At 68.8% G+C, this 14,761-nt stretch carries 18 protein-coding genes; 6 read left to right on the top strand and 12 right to left on the bottom strand.

The features are described 5' to 3' along the window. Window positions 1–7: 7 nt before the first annotated feature. The 6 genes from HZ992_RS03405 to flhD form a co-directional block, all read right to left on the bottom strand. Complete coding sequence (locus tag HZ992_RS03405) at window positions 8–640, bottom strand: protein phosphatase CheZ (RefSeq protein ID WP_209385294.1); 633 nt, start codon at window positions 638–640, stop codon at window positions 8–10. A 23-nt stretch (window positions 641–663) separates the two neighbouring features. After that, window positions 664–1,062, bottom strand: coding sequence for a chemotaxis response regulator CheY (cheY, locus tag HZ992_RS03400; protein ID WP_209385293.1), 399 nt, complete (start codon window positions 1,060–1,062; stop codon window positions 664–666). Window positions 1,063–1,093: 31 nt separating this feature from the next. Further along, on the bottom strand, window positions 1,094–2,056 hold the full coding sequence (gene motB, locus HZ992_RS03395; protein WP_209385292.1) for a flagellar motor protein MotB: 963 nt from the start codon (window positions 2,054–2,056) through the stop codon (window positions 1,094–1,096). Beyond that, window positions 2,057–2,917 carry a flagellar motor stator protein MotA gene (gene motA, locus HZ992_RS03390; RefSeq protein ID WP_209385291.1) on the bottom strand — a complete coding sequence of 287 codons (861 nt, stop codon included), beginning with the start codon at window positions 2,915–2,917 and terminating at the stop codon, window positions 2,057–2,059. 262 nt (window positions 2,918–3,179) lie between these two features. After that, window positions 3,180–3,749: a flagellar transcriptional regulator FlhC gene (gene flhC, locus HZ992_RS03385; protein ID WP_209385290.1), complete on the bottom strand. Its 570-nt coding sequence runs from the start codon at window positions 3,747–3,749 to the stop codon at window positions 3,180–3,182. A 2-nt stretch (window positions 3,750–3,751) separates the two neighbouring features. Beyond that, window positions 3,752–4,075 carry a flagellar transcriptional regulator FlhD gene (gene flhD / locus HZ992_RS03380; protein WP_209385289.1) on the bottom strand — a complete coding sequence of 108 codons (324 nt, stop codon included), beginning with the start codon at window positions 4,073–4,075 and terminating at the stop codon, window positions 3,752–3,754. A 329-nt stretch (window positions 4,076–4,404) separates the two neighbouring features. On the opposite strand from flhD, the gene HZ992_RS03375 reads away from it, so the two are divergent. The 4 genes from HZ992_RS03375 to HZ992_RS03360 are packed head-to-tail and all read left to right on the top strand — an operon-like array spanning window position 4,405 to window position 9,613. Continuing rightward, window positions 4,405–6,444 carry a methyltransferase domain-containing protein gene (locus tag HZ992_RS03375; RefSeq protein WP_209385288.1) on the top strand — a complete coding sequence of 680 codons (2,040 nt, stop codon included), beginning with the start codon at window positions 4,405–4,407 and terminating at the stop codon, window positions 6,442–6,444. Continuing rightward, window positions 6,441–7,679, top strand: a complete 1,239-nt coding sequence (locus HZ992_RS03370; RefSeq protein ID WP_209385287.1) for a glycosyltransferase family protein — start codon at window positions 6,441–6,443, stop codon at window positions 7,677–7,679. The genes HZ992_RS03375 and HZ992_RS03370 overlap by 4 nt, the downstream gene beginning before the upstream one ends. Before the next feature lie 45 nt (window positions 7,680–7,724). Continuing rightward, a complete protein-coding gene (locus HZ992_RS03365; RefSeq protein ID WP_209385286.1) occupies window positions 7,725–8,666 on the top strand; it encodes a hypothetical protein in 942 nt (313 codons plus the stop codon). A gap of 14 nt (window positions 8,667–8,680) precedes the next feature. Beyond that, complete coding sequence (locus tag HZ992_RS03360) at window positions 8,681–9,613, top strand: GDP-L-fucose synthase family protein (RefSeq protein ID WP_209385285.1); 933 nt, start codon at window positions 8,681–8,683, stop codon at window positions 9,611–9,613. A 13-nt stretch (window positions 9,614–9,626) separates the two neighbouring features. Here the strand turns inward: HZ992_RS03360 and HZ992_RS03355 are convergent, their stop codons facing one another. Next, a complete protein-coding gene (locus HZ992_RS03355; protein ID WP_209385284.1) occupies window positions 9,627–10,469 on the bottom strand; it encodes a hypothetical protein in 843 nt (280 codons plus the stop codon). Next, complete coding sequence (locus HZ992_RS03350; protein ID WP_209385283.1) at window positions 10,466–10,924, bottom strand: ABA4-like family protein; 459 nt, start codon at window positions 10,922–10,924, stop codon at window positions 10,466–10,468. Before HZ992_RS03350 ends, HZ992_RS03355 begins: the two co-directional genes overlap by 4 nt. An 80-nt stretch (window positions 10,925–11,004) precedes the next feature. On the opposite strand from HZ992_RS03350, the gene HZ992_RS03345 reads away from it, so the two are divergent. Then, entirely contained in the window at window positions 11,005–11,658 is a 654-nt protein-coding gene (locus tag HZ992_RS03345) for a TetR/AcrR family transcriptional regulator (RefSeq protein ID WP_209385282.1), read from the top strand. A 22-nt stretch (window positions 11,659–11,680) separates the two neighbouring features. Continuing rightward, window positions 11,681–12,592, top strand: coding sequence for an alpha/beta hydrolase (locus tag HZ992_RS03340; RefSeq protein WP_209385281.1), 912 nt, complete (start codon window positions 11,681–11,683; stop codon window positions 12,590–12,592). Between the two features lie 9 nt (window positions 12,593–12,601). Here the strand turns inward: HZ992_RS03340 and fliR are convergent, their stop codons facing one another. From fliR to HZ992_RS03320, 4 genes are read right to left on the bottom strand one after another with little or no spacing between them, the layout of a single operon-like run. Beyond that, complete coding sequence (gene fliR / locus HZ992_RS03335) at window positions 12,602–13,363, bottom strand: flagellar biosynthetic protein FliR (RefSeq protein WP_209385280.1); 762 nt, start codon at window positions 13,361–13,363, stop codon at window positions 12,602–12,604. Between the two features lie 27 nt (window positions 13,364–13,390). Continuing rightward, a complete protein-coding gene (gene fliQ, locus HZ992_RS03330; protein ID WP_209385279.1) occupies window positions 13,391–13,660 on the bottom strand; it encodes a flagellar biosynthesis protein FliQ in 270 nt (89 codons plus the stop codon). Window positions 13,661–13,667: 7 nt separating this feature from the next. Then, window positions 13,668–14,420: a flagellar type III secretion system pore protein FliP gene (gene fliP, locus HZ992_RS03325; RefSeq protein WP_209387026.1), complete on the bottom strand. Its 753-nt coding sequence runs from the start codon at window positions 14,418–14,420 to the stop codon at window positions 13,668–13,670. Continuing rightward, on the bottom strand, window positions 14,410–14,760 hold the full coding sequence (locus HZ992_RS03320; protein ID WP_209385278.1) for a FliO/MopB family protein: 351 nt from the start codon (window positions 14,758–14,760) through the stop codon (window positions 14,410–14,412). The genes fliP and HZ992_RS03320 overlap by 11 nt, the downstream gene beginning before the upstream one ends. Between the last annotated feature and the right edge of the window lies 1 nt (window position 14,761).

Below are 14,761 nucleotides of genomic sequence, written 5' to 3'. Positions count from 1 at the left end.
CGGCGCCCTAGAAGCCCAGGCTGGCCAGCAGGTCGTCGACTTCGCCCTGGTTGGCGACCACGTCGGAGCGGCCTTCCGGATTGACCACCGGGCCGTTGAGGATGGCCGACTCGACCTTCTGCGCCTGCTCGGGCGGCGCGGCCTGCACGAGCAGCTTCACCAGGCTGTCTTCCAGGTCGGCGGCGAGCGACACCACCTTGGCCACCACCTGTCCGGTCAGGTCGTGGAAGTCCTGCGCCATCATGATGTCGGTCAGGTGCTGGTCGATGCGCTGCGTGGCAGCCTCGACGTCGCCGACGAAGTTCATCACCGCGCCCGAGGCGACGGCCTTGACCGGGTCCTTGACGATCGCTTCGGCAATCCGCCGCGTCTCGCTGGCGATGTGGGCGTGGTCGGCCTTGGCCTGGTCGACCGAGTTGAGCACCTTGTCTGCGGCTTCGCCGGTCTTCTTGGCGATGTAGGTCAGCCGGCTGCGCGCGTCGGGCAGGCCGTCGGCGGCCACCTGCAGCTTGGGCATCACGCCGAGCTGCGTCAGCGTGTCGTGCAGTTGCCGCGTGATCAGCCCGAGCTGGTGGAACACTTCGGGCGAGGCGCCCGCCGCCATCTGCGGCGCCAGGGTGGAAAGGTCGTCCATTTTCATGTTCTTGTCCCTTGTGCGCCGGTTCAGGCGGTGGCAGCGAGCTTCTGCATGATCTTCTGCACCTTCTCTTCCAGCGTGGCCTTCGTGAAAGGCTTCACGATGTAGCCGGCGGCACCGTCCTGGGCGGCGCGCACGATGTCTTCCTTGCGCGCCTCGGCGGTGACCATCAGCACCGGCAGGTGCTTGAGCGACTCGTCCTTCTTGATGGCGCCGAGCAGCTCGAAGCCGTTCATGTTGGGCATGTTGATGTCGCTGACGACGAAGTCGAACTTCGAGCTCTTCAGCATGTTCAAGGCCACGGCGCCGTCCTCGGCCTCCTCGGCGTTGTTGCAGCCCATCTCCTTGAGCAGGCCGCGCACGATGCGCCGCATGGTGGAGAAGTCGTCGACGATCAGGAATTTCAGGTCGCTGGGGGTGCTCATGTCGGTCCTCGTGGGGGCCAGGTTCGTGTGTTTATCGGGCGGGCGGCACGAAAGTTGAGATCGGCTCGATCACCGGCGTGGCGTGCTTCTCGGGCGGCTCGGCCTTCTCGGGCTCTTCGGTTGCGGCCGGGCGCAACACGCGCTCCTCGGCCTCGCGGTTCATCACGATGATGCTGATGCGGCGGTTGGCCGGGCTGGCCGGGTCGGCAGGATCGAAGAGCTGGCTGGAGGCCAGCCCCTGCACGCGCAGAACATGCTCGTCGGGCAGGCCACCGGCCACCAGCTCGCGCCGCGAGGAGTTCGCCCGGTCGCTGGACAGCTCCCAGTTGCTGTAGCCGCGGTCGCCGCCGGCAAACGCCTGTGCGTCGGTGTGGCCTTCCAGCGTGAGCCGGTTGGGCACCTCGGCGAGCACCAGGCCGATCTCGCGAAGCAGGTCGCGCATGTAGGGTTTCACGTAGGCGCTGCCGCTGTCGAACATGGCGCGGTTGAGCTCGTCGACGATCTGGATGCGCAGACCGTCGGCCGTCATGTCCAGCTGGATCTGCGACTTCATCGCCGCCAGCTTGGGGTTGGAGGCGAGCACGTCCTCGACCTTCTCCTTGATGGCCTGCAGCTTGGCCAGTTCGGCGCGCTTCTGCTCGGCCTTCAGGGCCTGCAGGTTGATGCTGCGCTTCTTGGCCTCGACCTCGCCGTTCTTGACCTGGCCGCCGCTGCGCGACAGGTCGGAGCCGCCGCCCTTGATGATCGACGAGGAGTCGCCCGAGCCGCTGCCGCCCATCATCGAGATCTTCAAGGGCGAGTTGAAGTAGTCGGCGATGCCCTTCTTGTCGCCCTCGGTGGTGGAGCCGAGCAGCCACATCAGCAGGAAGAACGCCATCATGGCCGTCACGAAGTCGGCATAGGCGATCTTCCACGCGCCGCCGTGGTGGCCATGGCCACCCTTTTTGATCTTCTTGACGATGATCGGCTGGAGCTTCTTGGAGTCGCCGGCCATTTACTTCTTTCCTTTGACGTGGCCTTCGAGCTCGGCGAAGGTCGGGCGGTCACCGGAGTACAGCACCTTGCGGCCGAACTCCACCGCCACTTGCGGCGCATAGCCCTGCATGCTGGCCAGCAGCGTGGTCTTGATGCACTGCAGTTCCTTGCCGTTCTCGTCGATCTTCTGCTCGAGCAGGCCGCCCAGGGGCTCGACCACGCCGTAGGCGAGCAGGATGCCCAGGAAGGTGCCGACCAGTGCCGAGCCGATCATGCCGCCCAGCACCGCCGGCGGCTGGCCGACCGAGCCCATGGTGTTGACCACGCCGAGCACCGCGGCCACGATGCCGAAGGCCGGCAGCGCACCGGCCAGGCGGGCGATCGCCGCCACCGGCGCATGCGCCTCGTGGTGGTGCGTCTCGATCTCGCTGTCCATCAGACTCTCGATCTCGTGCGCGTTCAGGTTGCCCGAGACCATCATGCGCAGGTAGTCGGTGATGAACTCCACCACGTGGTGGTCGCTGCCGACGGTCGCGTATTTCTGGAACAGCGGCGAGCTGTGCGGTTCCTCGACGTCCTTCTCGATGGACATCAGGCCTTCCTTGCGCGCCTTCTGCAGGATGTCGTAGAGCAGCGCCATCAGCTCCATGTAGCGCGCCTTCGAATACTTGGAGCCCTTGAGCAGGCCGGGCAGCGCACCCAGCGTGGCCTTCAGCACCTTGGGCTGGTTGTTCACCACGAAGGCACCCAGTGCACCGCCCAGGATGGCCATCATCTCCGTGGGCAATGCCTTGATGATGACGCTGATGTTGCCGCCATGGATGATGTAGGCGCCGAAGATGCAGCCCAGTGCGACGGCGTATCCGATGAGTACGAACATGGTGGGGTTCTGCGGTACCTGATGGCCACCCGGTGGCAGGAGGTTTGCACTCCTTATCGGCAGGGGGCGGTCTGGCTTGAGTGTGGGTGCGGCGTCACCGGGCCGGTGCGCGCATCAGGGCGGCGAATCCGGTGCAAAACCGGCGGCCCCAAGAAAAGAGCGGGTCCCGAGGGACCCGCTTCGAAGGCACTAGGGACGTGCCAGGAGGAGACAAGCAAGAAACCGTTTCACATGCCCTGTATCGGCGGGCCACCGGAAAACTTCAGTGCGCTGTCACGTGGGCTGACTTGGCGGCATCCATCCGGATGGAGCCGGCCGCATGGCCCTTGCCAGCGCGGGCCGGCGGGTTGCACAGGCCACAGACGTAGTGTTTCGCAATCTCGTGCGGATGGGTCACGAAGTGGCCCCCGCATTTCGAGCATTTCGTCATGCTGAGCATGCCGTTGTCGATGAACTTGACCAGTCTCCAGGCGCGCGTCACCGACAGCAGGGCCTCGAGGCCCTGGGCGGTGGTCTGCTCCTGGTAGAGCTGGTACGCCTTGATGACGGTGTCGATCTCGTCCATCTCGGCGACCTTGTTCAGGTACTCGTGGATGTTCAGGAACAGGCTGGCGTGGATGTTCGGCTGCCAGGTCATGAACCAGTCGGTCGAGAAGGGCAGCTGGCCCTTGCTCGGCGACTTGCCGGAGACTTCCTTGTACAGGCGCAGCAGGCGCTCATAGGACAGGTCGGTCTCCGACTCCAGCACCTGCAGGCGCGCGCCCAGGTTGATCAGCGTGACGGCACGCTCGATCTGGCGGGCCTCGGTGAGGATGCTCTTGGTGCGGGCCATGATCAGGCGGCTTCCTGGTGACGGCCGGCCATCAGGATGGAGGCGTGCAGGCGGGTCGTGGTGTCGTTGGAGGCCGACTTGCCGTGGCTGGTGAGCAGGCCCCAGACCAGCTCGTCGTCCATGCGGAACTTGCAGAGCAGCGTGTTGCCGGCGGCGATCTTCATCATCTGCGCGGGGGTCAGCAGCGAGATCATGGCGGCCGTGTCTTCGCTGATGCCCAGGCGGTACAGCGCCTGCTCGCGGTCCGAGCGGATCAGGCTCTGCGCCAGCATCAGGTAAGAGAGGTTGGCTTCGCGGATTTCGGTGAGGATCTGGTCGGCGTTCATTGCGGTGCTCCGGGTTCGTATGAGGTGTTGGTTGTCACTCGGGTTCAGCGGCCGTTGGTCGATGACGGCATGGAGGGAATTCTGAGCAAGGCAACTGGACTGGAACATCAGCCCATCTCTGTGGCTTGAGTCCAGATTCATCCACGAAGCGTGTCAGGCAACTTCCTACAAGACGTATCCGCAGGGGCTCGGTTCGTGCAGCCGGTCACAAACGGACGCAGGCGGACACCCGGCGGGCAAATGCGCCGCAATTGCCCGGCTGACGCGGCGATTGCTTCGCAGGGCTTCTCCCTAGACTGCTTCGAGCCCTGTTCCGCGAAAGCCTGCCCATGCCCGCCACGAGCCTCCCGCCAGCTGCCACCGCGAGCGCCGCGCCGCGCCTGTCGGTGCTGCTGCTCGGCCCTGACATCGCCGCTGCACGCGATACGCTGGCCGGGCAGACGCTGCCTGCGGATCAGCTCGAGTGGCTCACCGCGACGACGCATGCCGACGCCAATGCCGCGCTGCTGCGCGCCCGCGGCGAGGTGATCACCTTGTGCGATGGCACGCTGGTGCTGCCGGCGCACTTCGGCGAGAGCATCGTGGCGAGCTTCGACGATGGCCAGGGTGCGCTGAGCCGCCCGCTGCTGCTGCAGCACCGGCTGGCCGGCCACGAGCCCGACCCGCGGCGCGGCGCCTGCCTGTCGATGCGCCGCGTGGACGCGCTGCGCCTGGGCGGGCTCGATGAACACGCGGACTTCGCCGATGCCGGCGCGCCCTTCGAACTCGGCTGGCGGCTGATCAACGCCGGCATCGAGGCCGGCTGGCACCCGCGCGTCACGCTGGACCAGGCCCGGCCGGTGCCGCGCCGCGAAGCCGCGCTGGCCGCCGCACAAGGCGCCCTGAGCAGCGGCCGGCTGCTGCCGCTGCAGGAGAACCCCGCCGTGCATGCCGCCCGGCTGGCGCAGCGCCGCCCCGGCAGCGAGACGGAATCGCGGCTGGCCGGCGCGGTCACGCACGAACCGACTGTCGTGCCAGTCGCCGCTGCGGCTTCGGCGTCCACCGCGACGCCGCAGGCCGACGGCCTCGACTGGCGCGACATCCCCGTCTTCATCGTCAACCGCAACCGCCTCGACGCCCTGCGCCGGCTGGTCGGCTGGCTGCTGGCCGCCGGCACGCGCCGTGTGGTCATCATGGACAACGCCTCCGACTACCCGCCGCTGCTGGCCTGGTACGAGCAGCTGCCCGAGGGCGCCAAGCTGATGCGCCTGGAGCAGAACCACGGCCCCTACGTGCTGTGGCAGCAGGGCGTGCACCAGGTGCTGGACACGCCCTACGTGCTGACCGATTCCGACGTGGTGCCCGATGCCGCCTGCCCGGGCGACCTGATCGGTCGGCTGCTCGAGGTGCTGCAGCGCCACCCCGACGCGAAGAAGGTCGGCCCGGGCCTGCGCATCGACAACCTGCCCGACAGCTACGCCGAGGCCGACACGGTGCGCAAGTGGGAGTCGCAGTTCTGGGAGCACCCGGTGGCGCCCGGCGTCTTCGCCGCGCCGATCGACACCACCTTCGCGCTCTACCCGGCGCGCGGCGAGTTCTCCAACGAGGCCTGCAACCTGCGCCTGGGCGCGCCCTACCTGACCGAGCACACGCCCTGGTACGTGGACGAGGCCGCGCTGTCCGCCGAAGAGCGCCACTACCGCGAGCACACCAGCGCCACCTTCTCCAACTGGAGCGTGGCGAAGAAGGATTCGTGGGTGAAGAAGAGCGAGCGAGTCGCCGCGTTCGAGCTGCGCGCGAAGGTGCTGCACGTCGACGGCGGCCGCGAGTACATCCCGGGCTGGATCAACGCCGGCCACGGCGCCGGCCGCTTCGACATCGCCTTCGACCTGCAGGCCTGCCGCGCGCAGAAGCTGCCGCTGGCCGACAGCACGCTGGACGGCATCCACCTCAGCCACGTGCTCGAAGGCGTGCGCGATGCGCAGGCGCTGTTCGAGGAGCTGTACCGCGTGGCGAAGCCGGACGCGAAGCTGTTCGTGCGCGTCGCCCACGGCGCGCGCGACGATGCCTGGCAGGACGCCGCGCAGCAGCGCGTCTGGACCGAAGGCTCGTTCGCACACTTCGCGCAGCCGGTGCTGCCCGAGGGCACGGCCTACCGCGGCGACTGGGCACTCGAATCGGTACGGCTGGTTGCCGATGCCGGCGCGGCGCCGATCGACGAAGTGATCGCCGGCCGCAATCGGGTGCGCGAGATGGTCGTCGAGCTGCGCGCCGTGAAGCCGGCGCGGGCCGCGCGCGGTCAACACCCTGCGGCGCAAGTGCGGCCCACGGTGGTGACCGACGGGCGCATCGATCCGCGCTTCGGCGTGCTGGCGCGGGCCGCCGCATGACGCAGCGGCCCATCCGACTCGGCCTGCCCTGGTCGCTGCAGCACTACAAGCCGCTGAACGGGGCCCACCCGCTGGTGCTGTCCTTCCTCGAAGGCAACGGCGCCGTCGAGCCGGTGGCGATCACACCGGTGGCTGCCACGGTGCCGCGCGAGATGCAGACCCGGGTGCTCGCGCGCATGGCCCGACAGACGAATCCGTTGCCCGACGAACTGCTGCCGACCTTCATCGACTGGCTCAGCCTGCCCGACCAGGTGGCCATCGAGAGCCAGGCGTCCACCTGCGACGCGCTGTTCCTGCACACCGCCCCGCTGCATGCGGCCTCGGCGCCGTGGATCTTCCACTTCGAGAGCTTTCCCAGCCTCTTCATGCCGTTCATGTTCACCGGCCAGACGCGCGGCATCGATTTGCGCTCGCAAGGCTGGTTCCGGCAGGTGCGCGAGCGCCTGGCCGCCCCCGACTGCAAACGCATCTTCAGCCACATGCGCAGCAGCCTGGAGATCCTGACGCGCGTGTTCGACGACGCCGACATCGCGGCCAAGTGCCACCACGTGCCGCTGGGCATCGCCTTGCGCGAGACGGCCGAGCTGCTGCCGAAGTTCGAGCCGGGCGGCCGCCTGCGCATCCTCTTCACCAACTCGCTGCACGGCCACCCGAGCTCCTTCTACCTGCGCGGCGGCCACCACCTGCTCGATGCCTTCGCCTTGCTGCGCAAGCAGCGGCCCGATGCCGAGCTCACCGTCCTGTCGGCCGTGCCCGCCGACCTGACGACGCGCTTCCCGTCTTCGCATTTCATCGGCGTGAACTGGATCAACTCGCGGGTGGACGACGCCACGCTGGACCAGCTCTTCCTCGGCCACCAGCTGTTCGCGCTGCCGGCCGCCGGCCTGCACTCGCACAGTTTGCTGCGGGCGATGGCCCACGGCTGCGTGCCGATCGTCTCGGACGCGCTCGGCTACGAGGAATACACCGCCGGCATCGAGGACAGCGTGATGGTGTTGCGCGGCGTGCGCGACATGGTCTATCGCGACGAGCCCGAGGGCTGGGTCAGCGATCGCTACGAACCGTACCTGGCGCCCTCGGCAGGTTTCGCGCAGCAGATCCACGACCGCATCGCCGAGCGCGCGCAGCCCGGCCAGTTGCGCGAGATGGCGCTGCACAACCTCGATCACTGCCGCCGCCGGCATGCCGTGACGGCGTCGCACGACGGCTTCAACCGCATGCTGCAGGGCCGCTGAGCGAATGCCGTGCCAACACCGACCCACACGCAAAGGAGTCCGCCCATGAGGTTCTCGATCTGCAGCGGCAACCACGGCAATTCCACCAGCATCACCGACACGGTGACCTGGCTGCAGCGCGCACTGCAGGCATGCGGGCATCGCGCGGACATCAACAGCGGCATCGAGCCGCGCGCTGTGAACATCCTGCTCGAGCACTTCGTCGACGAGAAGCCGCTGCGCGACCTGCTGGACGGGCGGCGCAACGGCGCGCGCTTCGTGCTGATCGCCACGGAGCCGATCGTCGATGGCGTGTTCAACGGCGGCATCGAGAACCGCCACTGGCACTACGGCAACACCGACTACTGGAAGCTGCGCTTCGACGCCTTCAAGGTCGCCGCGCGCATGGCCGAGGAGATCTGGGTGCTCGCCGAGAGCATGCTGCCCGCCTACGCAGAGTTGTTCCCGGGCATGCCGGTGCGCTTCCTGCCGCACGGACACGTCGACGACCTGGCCACGGTGCGACAGCGGCCCGAGTCGGAGCGCGACATCGACTTCTACTTCTCCGGCTCGATGACCGAGCACCGTCGGCGGATCCTGTCGGAGCTCGCGCGGCAGCATGTCGTGGTGGTGAACGACCAGACGACACCCGAATACCTTCGCCAGGACCACCTCTCGCGGGCCAAGGTCTGCCTGTCGCTGCGGCTGTCGCCGCAGAACCGCATTCCTTCGGTGTCGCGCATGCACTTCCACCTGCAGAACCGCAGCTTCCTGCTGCACGAGGCCTACGAGCTGCCGAGCCCGCTGGACCCCTTCGTGCTGAGCGCCCCGTCAAATGACCTGATCCCCTGGGCGCTGGGCGCGCTCGAGCTGCCCAACCGGCGCGAGATCGCCGACAGCATGCACGAGAAGTTCAAGGCCGCCCTGCCAATGAGCCGCCTGCTGCCACCGTTGCTCGAAGAAATGCTGTCCCGCCGCGCGCCGGAGCCGCTGGCGCACGCGGCCTGAGCACGGCGCGCGCCATGATCGACCAGAACGACCTCGTCTACGTCGCCGGCCACCGCGGCATGGTCGGCTCCGCGCTGTTGCGCTGCCTGCGCTCGCGCGGCTACGGCCGCGTGCTCACGCGCACGCGCGACGAGCTCGACCTGCTCGACCAGCGTGCCGTGCACGGCTTCCTCGCCGAACACAAACCGCGCCAGGTGTTCGTCGCCGCCGCGCGCGTGGGCGGCATCCAGGCGAACAACGAGCAACGCGCCGACTTCCTCTACGAGAACCTGCAGATCGCCGCCAACCTGATCCAGGGCGCGCACCTGGCAGGCATCCAGCACCTGCTGTTCCTCGCCTCCAACTGCATCTACCCGCGCGAGTGCGTGCAGCCGATGCCCGAGAGCGCGTTGCTCACCGGGCCGCTGGAGCCGACCAACGAGCCCTACGCGATCGCCAAGATCGCCGGCCTCAAGCTGTGCGAGAGCCACCAGCGCCAGCACGGCCGCCACTACGTCAGCGTGATGCCAGCCAGCCTGTACGGCCCGAACGACAACTACACGCCCGGCCAGAGCCACGTGCTGCCGGCCTTGCTGCGCCGCGCGCACGAGGCGATGCGGCGCGGCGATGCGGAGCTGGTCGTGTGGGGCAGCGGCACACCGCGGCGCGAGTTCCTCTACGTCGATGACCTGGCCGAGGCTTGTGTGATGCTGGCCGAGACCGGCTACGACGGCGCCCCGCTCAACATCGGCTGCGGCGACGACCTGTCGATCCGCGAGCTCGCCGAAGCGGTGTGCGCCACGGTGGGCTTCCGTGGCCGGCTCGTGTTCGACACGAGCAAGCCCGACGGCATGCCACGCAAGCTGCTCGACTCCTCGCGCATCGGCGCGCTGGGCTGGCGGCCCACGGTGCCGCTGGCCGAGGGCTTGCGTCGTGCCTACGCGGCGGCGCCCTGGCGCGACCGCTGAATCCCGGCCGGCTTCAGGCCGCTGGCCCGTAGGGCACGGTCAGCCGGGCACCGTGCAGGCCGAGCGCCATCGCCGCCGCCCACAGCAGCACGTAGGCTGCCACGAACAGCGTCATCGCACGCTGCCGCCGGGGCCAGGCGGCCATCGCGAGCGCAGCGAGCGGCACCAGCTGCTGCGCGTGCAGCCCGATGAAATGCGCCGGGCGCAGGTCGCCACCAGCGAGGTGCCAGCCGAACAGCGGCAGGCCTGCGTTGGCCGGCGGCTGCATCGATCCGAGCGTCCCGCCGGCGCCGGCGCCGAGCACGAAGGTAAGAATCAACGCCGTAAGCACCGCACGGCGCCAGAAAGGATCGACGTCGTCGCGGCCGTGGCGCAGGATCTGCCAGGCCAGCAGCAACTGCGTGGCCGCCAGCGCCATCGCGACGGCGCCCATCGCAGAATAGGCCGCGATGTGCCAGGCATCGCTGAAGTTGTAGTGCGAGGCCTCGCCGCGGGCGGCCTGCCAGCCGATGTAGCCGTTCTCCAGCAGGCTGGCGACGATGACGGTCCAGACGACCACGAGCACGTTGCCGTCGCGCCGCCGCCCAGCCGGCAGCAGGCCGACGAACCAGGCCGTGGTCAGCGCGAAGAGCCCGGTGGAGGCGAGGAACTTCAACGGCTTCACCCACACGCCGACGCCGCGCAGGCTGCGGTCATCCAGGCCGTGCAGCGCGAGCAGCGGCAGCATGGCGGCCCACAGCAGCAGCGCAAACACGGTCAGCTCGGGCTGGCGCGCCATCGCCTCGCGCCACCATGCGCGCGGGCCGCCGACACCTTCAGGGGCGCACGGTGCCAGCAGCGGCTTGCCGCCGTTCATGACGCCGCTCCAGTCCGCAGCCTGAGAGACTGAGGCCGGCGCAGCGCGCGCAACAGCACGAAGGCGAGCAGGCCGGCCGGACCGAACAGGAAGGTCAGCAGAAGAACCGGCACTACCTGCCAGTGCGGCAGCCCGAGCGCGGCGGCGCGTTCGGCGATCCAGCTGCCGACGAAGAGATCGAAGGCCAGGTAGTGCAGCCAGCCGGCGACCAGGGCCCCGGGCACGTCGAACAGCGCGCGCACCTGCGCCAGCGAACCGAAACCGCCTTCGCCATTCCAGTGGGTGGCCAGCATCGCCACGTAGACAATGCTGAACAGGAAGGGCATCACCCGCCCGGCGACACGCCGCACGCTGGCGCTCCAGCGCGCCGACGGCGGCAAGGCCAGCAGCGCGACCCAGCCCAGCAAGGCGGCGCCGTTGGCCAGTCGAAAGACCAGGTCGGGGGTCGATTCCATGAGGCGGCTAGACAGTGTCAAGTGAGTGACGCGAATCCTAGGCACTACACTGGACACTGTCAAGTCGCACCCGCTCCGCCATGGTTGATCGCCGCCTCAAGCCGCCTCTCGCCAGCGCACCGCCCGCCCCGCCGGACCTGCGCCAGCGGATCCTGCTCACCAGCGAGCAACTGCTCGAGGAACAGGGCGTGGCGGCGCTGAGCCTGCGCGAGGTGGCGCGCCGCGCCGGCGTCACGCATCAGGCGCCCTACCACCACTTCGCCGACCGCGAAGCCATCCTGGCCGAACTGGTCACGCAGGGCTTCGACGAGCTGTCGCGCCGGCTCGCGCAGGCCAACGACCGCGTCGCCGTGGCCGGCAGGCGCGAGGCCCTGATCGCCTCGGGCCAGGCCTACGTCGGCTTCGCGCTCGAACATCCGGGCGTGTTTCGCATCATGTTCAGGCCCGACGTGTGCGACCCGGCGCGATTCCCCGGGGTGCAGGCCGCGGGCGAGCGGGCCCATGCCGAACTGCGCCGCCTGGTCCAGCTGCTGCACGAGGGCCAGGCCGTCGAGGTCTGGGCGAATCTGCACTGGTCGCAGGTGCACGGCCTGGCCTGCCTGCTGGTCGACGGACCGCTCGGTCAGGAGCGCGGCAGCCTGCGTGAACGCCGCGCCTGCATGACGCAGACCCTGAAGCAGTTCGCCGAGCTGCTGGCGAGCGCGCCGGCGCCGCGTCGCGGCGCGCGGCTATAGTGGGCCGCCGCCACCCCGACCCATGAGCCCCACGCTGTCGCCCGCCCTGCCACCCGCCCTCGCAGGCGAGTGCTACGACCTCGACAGCGCCGCGGGCCGGCTGCGCGTCTACCGCAGCGTGCCCAGCCAGGCCGCCACCACCCTGCCGCTGCTGCTGGTGCACAGCGTCAACGCCGCCGGCTCGGCGCGCGAGGTGCGCCCGCTGTACGAGCACTACCGCCAGCATCGCCCGGTGATCGCCTTCGACCTGCCGGGCTTCGGCCTGTCCGAACACGGCGACCGTCCCTACAGCCCGCGCCTGATGACCGACGCGGTGCTGGCCGTCGTGCAGGAAGTGCGGCGCCTGCACGGGCCGGTGCCGATCGACGCGCTGGCGGTGTCGCTGGGCTGCGAGTTCCTCGCGCGCGCCGCGGTCGAATCACCCGCGTCGTTTCGCAGCGTCGCACTGGTCAGCCCGACCGGCTTCAGCGGCACGACGCGGCGGCTCGGCCCGCCGGGCAGCACGCGCAAGGTGCCGGGGCTGCACGCGGTGCTGTCGGCACCGCTGTGGGGCGCAGGACTGTTCCGCGCGCTGACGCATCCGGGCGTGATCCGCTTCTTCCTCGAGAAGACCTGGGGGTCGAAGGCGATCGACGAGGACCTCTGGCACTACGACACCTTGATCACGCGGCAGCCCGGCGCGCACCATGCGCCGCTGCACTTCCTCGGCGGCGGCCTGTTCTCCGGCGACGTGAATGCGCTGTACGACGCGCTGGCCATGCCGGTTTGGATGTCGCACGGCACGCGCGGCGACTTCGTCGACTACCGCGGCAAGGCCGCCTATACCTCGCGGCCGAACTGGCGCTTCGACGTGTTCGAGGCCGGTGCGCTGCCCTACTTCGAGCTGCCGACCGATTTCATGCGGCGCTACGACGCCATCCTCGCCTCCGCCTGAACCGCGCGGCTACTGGAAGTGCTGGAGCATGCGCTCCAGCGCCAACGTGAACGGCGCCTGCATCATCGGCAGCGTCAGCAGCACGCCGACCAGCCCCACGCCCAGCGTGATCGGGAAACCGATCGCGAACAGGTTGAGCTGCTGCGCCACGCGCGCGGCGATGCCCATCACAAGGTTGACGAACAGCAGCATCGCCACCATCGGCAGCGCGATCCACAGCCCGATGGCGAACACCTCCGCGCCCCAGCGGTGCGGCTGCGCGGCCTTCACGAAGGCGAAGGGCTCGGGACCGACCGGGAACGACTGGAAGCTCTGCATGACGCCTGCGATCACCAGCAGGTGACCGCCGGTGACGATGAACAGCCAGCTCACCGTGACGCCGAAGAAGCGGCTCACCGCGGTGGTCTGGCCGCCGGTGGCGGGGTCGAAGAAGCCAGCGAAGTTCAGGCCCATCTGCAGGCCGACCAGTTCACCGGCGAACTCCACCGCGGCGAACACGATGCGCACCGCGAAACCGATCGACACGCCGATGACGATCTGCTGCAGCACGACGAGGAAGGTGAGTGCCGAGTCCAGCGGGATCGGTGCGACCGGCGGCAGCGTGGCCTGCGCGCACAGCGCGATCAGGAAGGCCAGCGCCACCCGCACGCGCATGGGCACGGCGCGCTGGCCGATCACCGGCAGCGTGCCGAACAGCGCCAGCACGCGCAGGAAGGCCCACAGGATCGGCGTGACCCAGGCGAGGATCTGCGCCTCGGTGAAGGTCAGCACGATTCGGGCCGGGTATTCAGCCGGTGATCAACCGACGACGGTGGGGATCGCCTGCAGCGTGCGCTGCAGGTACTCCACCAGCGTGGTCAGCATCCACGGCCCCGCGACGGCGAGCACCGCCACCGCGGCGAGGATCTTCGGCACGAAGGTCAGCGTGGCCTCGTTGATCTGCGTGGCGGCCTGGAAGATGCTGACCAGCAGGCCGACGGCCAGCACGGTGAGCAGCATCGGCGCGGCCACCATCAGCAGCGTGTAGAGGCCTTCCTGGCCGTAGGTGAACACCTGTTGCGGATTCATGGGTTTCCTAAGTCGCAAAACTTGCCGCCAGCGAACCCAGCAGCAGGTTCCAGCCGTCGGCCAGGACGAACAGCATCAGCTTGAAGGGCAGCGCCACCAGCACCGGGCTGAGCATCATCATGCCCAGGCTCATCAGCACGCTGGCGACCACCATGTCGATGATCAGGAACGGGATGAAGATCAGGAAGCCGATCTGGAACGCGCTCTTGAGCTCGCTGGTCACGAAGGCCGGCACCAGCACCTTGAAGGGCACCTCGGCCGTCTTCACCGCCGGGTCGAGCTTGGCCAGGCGGGCGAACAGCATCACGTCGGACTGGCGCGTCTGCTTGAGCATGAACTCGCGCATCGGCACCTCGCCGCGCTTGAGCGCCTCGTCGAAGGCGATCTTGTTCTCCGCGTAGGGCTGGTAGGCGTCGGCGTAGACGCGGTCGATCGTCGGCCCCATCACGAAGAAGGTCAGGAACAGGCTCAGCCCCACCACCACCTGGTTGGGCGGCGCGGCCTGCGTGCCCATGGCCTGGCGCAGCAGGCTCAGCACGATGACGATGCGCGTGAAGCCGGTCATCATCAGCAGCACTGCGGGCAGGAAGCTCAGTGCGGTGAAGAACAGCAGCGTCTGCACCGGCACCGAGTAACTGGTGCCGCCGGCGCCCTGGCCGATGACCAGTGGCAGGCCCGGGCCGGCGCCCTGCGCTAAAGCCGCTGCAGGAACGGCCGATAGTGCCGTCAAGGCCAGGAGCGACCAGGCCTTAGCGCGCATCGGCATCACCCGCAGGACGCTGAAGTTTCGCCAGCAGGCCGGCAAACGCCGGGCCGGTTGGCGCGGCCGGCGCGGCGCCTTCGACGGGCTCCATCGTGTGCAGCGTGGTGATGCTCGAGGGCGTGACGCCCAGCACCAGCCAGCGTCGCGAGTCGCCCTGCCCCACCTCGATGGTGACGATGCGCTGGCTGGCCGACAGCGGCAACGCCGCCACGCTCTTCATCAGGTTCGCGCTGCCCGCCCCACCCACCGGGGTGCGCTTGAGCAGCCAGAGTGCCGCCGGGATCAGCGCGAGGATCGCGATGAACCACAGCAGCGAGGTCAATCCGCTCGATGTCATC

This window comes from Rhizobacter sp. AJA081-3 (assembly GCF_017795745.1).
GTDB lineage: Bacteria > Pseudomonadota > Gammaproteobacteria > Burkholderiales > Burkholderiaceae_C > Piscinibacter.
This window is presented reverse-complemented; position numbering and strand designations above follow the sequence as displayed.

Excerpts from the sequence above, each read along its gene's own strand:
- HZ992_RS03405 (WP_209385294.1), bottom strand. The coding sequence starts at position 640 with ATGAAAATGGACGACCTTTCCACCCTGGCGCCGCAGATGGCGGCGGGC.
- cheY (WP_209385293.1), bottom strand. The coding sequence starts at position 1,062 with ATGAGCACCCCCAGCGACCTGAAATTCCTGATCGTCGACGACTTCTCC.
- motB (WP_209385292.1), bottom strand. The coding sequence starts at position 2,056 with ATGGCCGGCGACTCCAAGAAGCTCCAGCCGATCATCGTCAAGAAGATC.
- motA (WP_209385291.1), bottom strand. The coding sequence starts at position 2,917 with ATGTTCGTACTCATCGGATACGCCGTCGCACTGGGCTGCATCTTCGGC.
- flhC (WP_209385290.1), bottom strand. The coding sequence starts at position 3,749 with ATGGCCCGCACCAAGAGCATCCTCACCGAGGCCCGCCAGATCGAGCGT.
- flhD (WP_209385289.1), bottom strand. The coding sequence starts at position 4,075 with ATGAACGCCGACCAGATCCTCACCGAAATCCGCGAAGCCAACCTCTCT.
- HZ992_RS03375 (WP_209385288.1), top strand. The coding sequence starts at position 4,405 with ATGCCCGCCACGAGCCTCCCGCCAGCTGCCACCGCGAGCGCCGCGCCG.
- HZ992_RS03370 (WP_209385287.1), top strand. The coding sequence starts at position 6,441 with ATGACGCAGCGGCCCATCCGACTCGGCCTGCCCTGGTCGCTGCAGCAC.
- HZ992_RS03365 (WP_209385286.1), top strand. The coding sequence starts at position 7,725 with ATGAGGTTCTCGATCTGCAGCGGCAACCACGGCAATTCCACCAGCATC.
- HZ992_RS03360 (WP_209385285.1), top strand. The coding sequence starts at position 8,681 with ATGATCGACCAGAACGACCTCGTCTACGTCGCCGGCCACCGCGGCATG.
- HZ992_RS03355 (WP_209385284.1), bottom strand. The coding sequence starts at position 10,469 with ATGAACGGCGGCAAGCCGCTGCTGGCACCGTGCGCCCCTGAAGGTGTC.
- HZ992_RS03350 (WP_209385283.1), bottom strand. The coding sequence starts at position 10,924 with ATGGAATCGACCCCCGACCTGGTCTTTCGACTGGCCAACGGCGCCGCC.
- HZ992_RS03345 (WP_209385282.1), top strand. The coding sequence starts at position 11,005 with ATGGTTGATCGCCGCCTCAAGCCGCCTCTCGCCAGCGCACCGCCCGCC.
- HZ992_RS03340 (WP_209385281.1), top strand. The coding sequence starts at position 11,681 with ATGAGCCCCACGCTGTCGCCCGCCCTGCCACCCGCCCTCGCAGGCGAG.
- fliQ (WP_209385279.1), bottom strand. The coding sequence starts at position 13,660 with ATGAATCCGCAACAGGTGTTCACCTACGGCCAGGAAGGCCTCTACACG.
- fliP (WP_209387026.1), bottom strand. The coding sequence starts at position 14,420 with ATGCGCGCTAAGGCCTGGTCGCTCCTGGCCTTGACGGCACTATCGGCC.
- HZ992_RS03320 (WP_209385278.1), bottom strand. The coding sequence starts at position 14,760 with ATGACATCGAGCGGATTGACCTCGCTGCTGTGGTTCATCGCGATCCTC.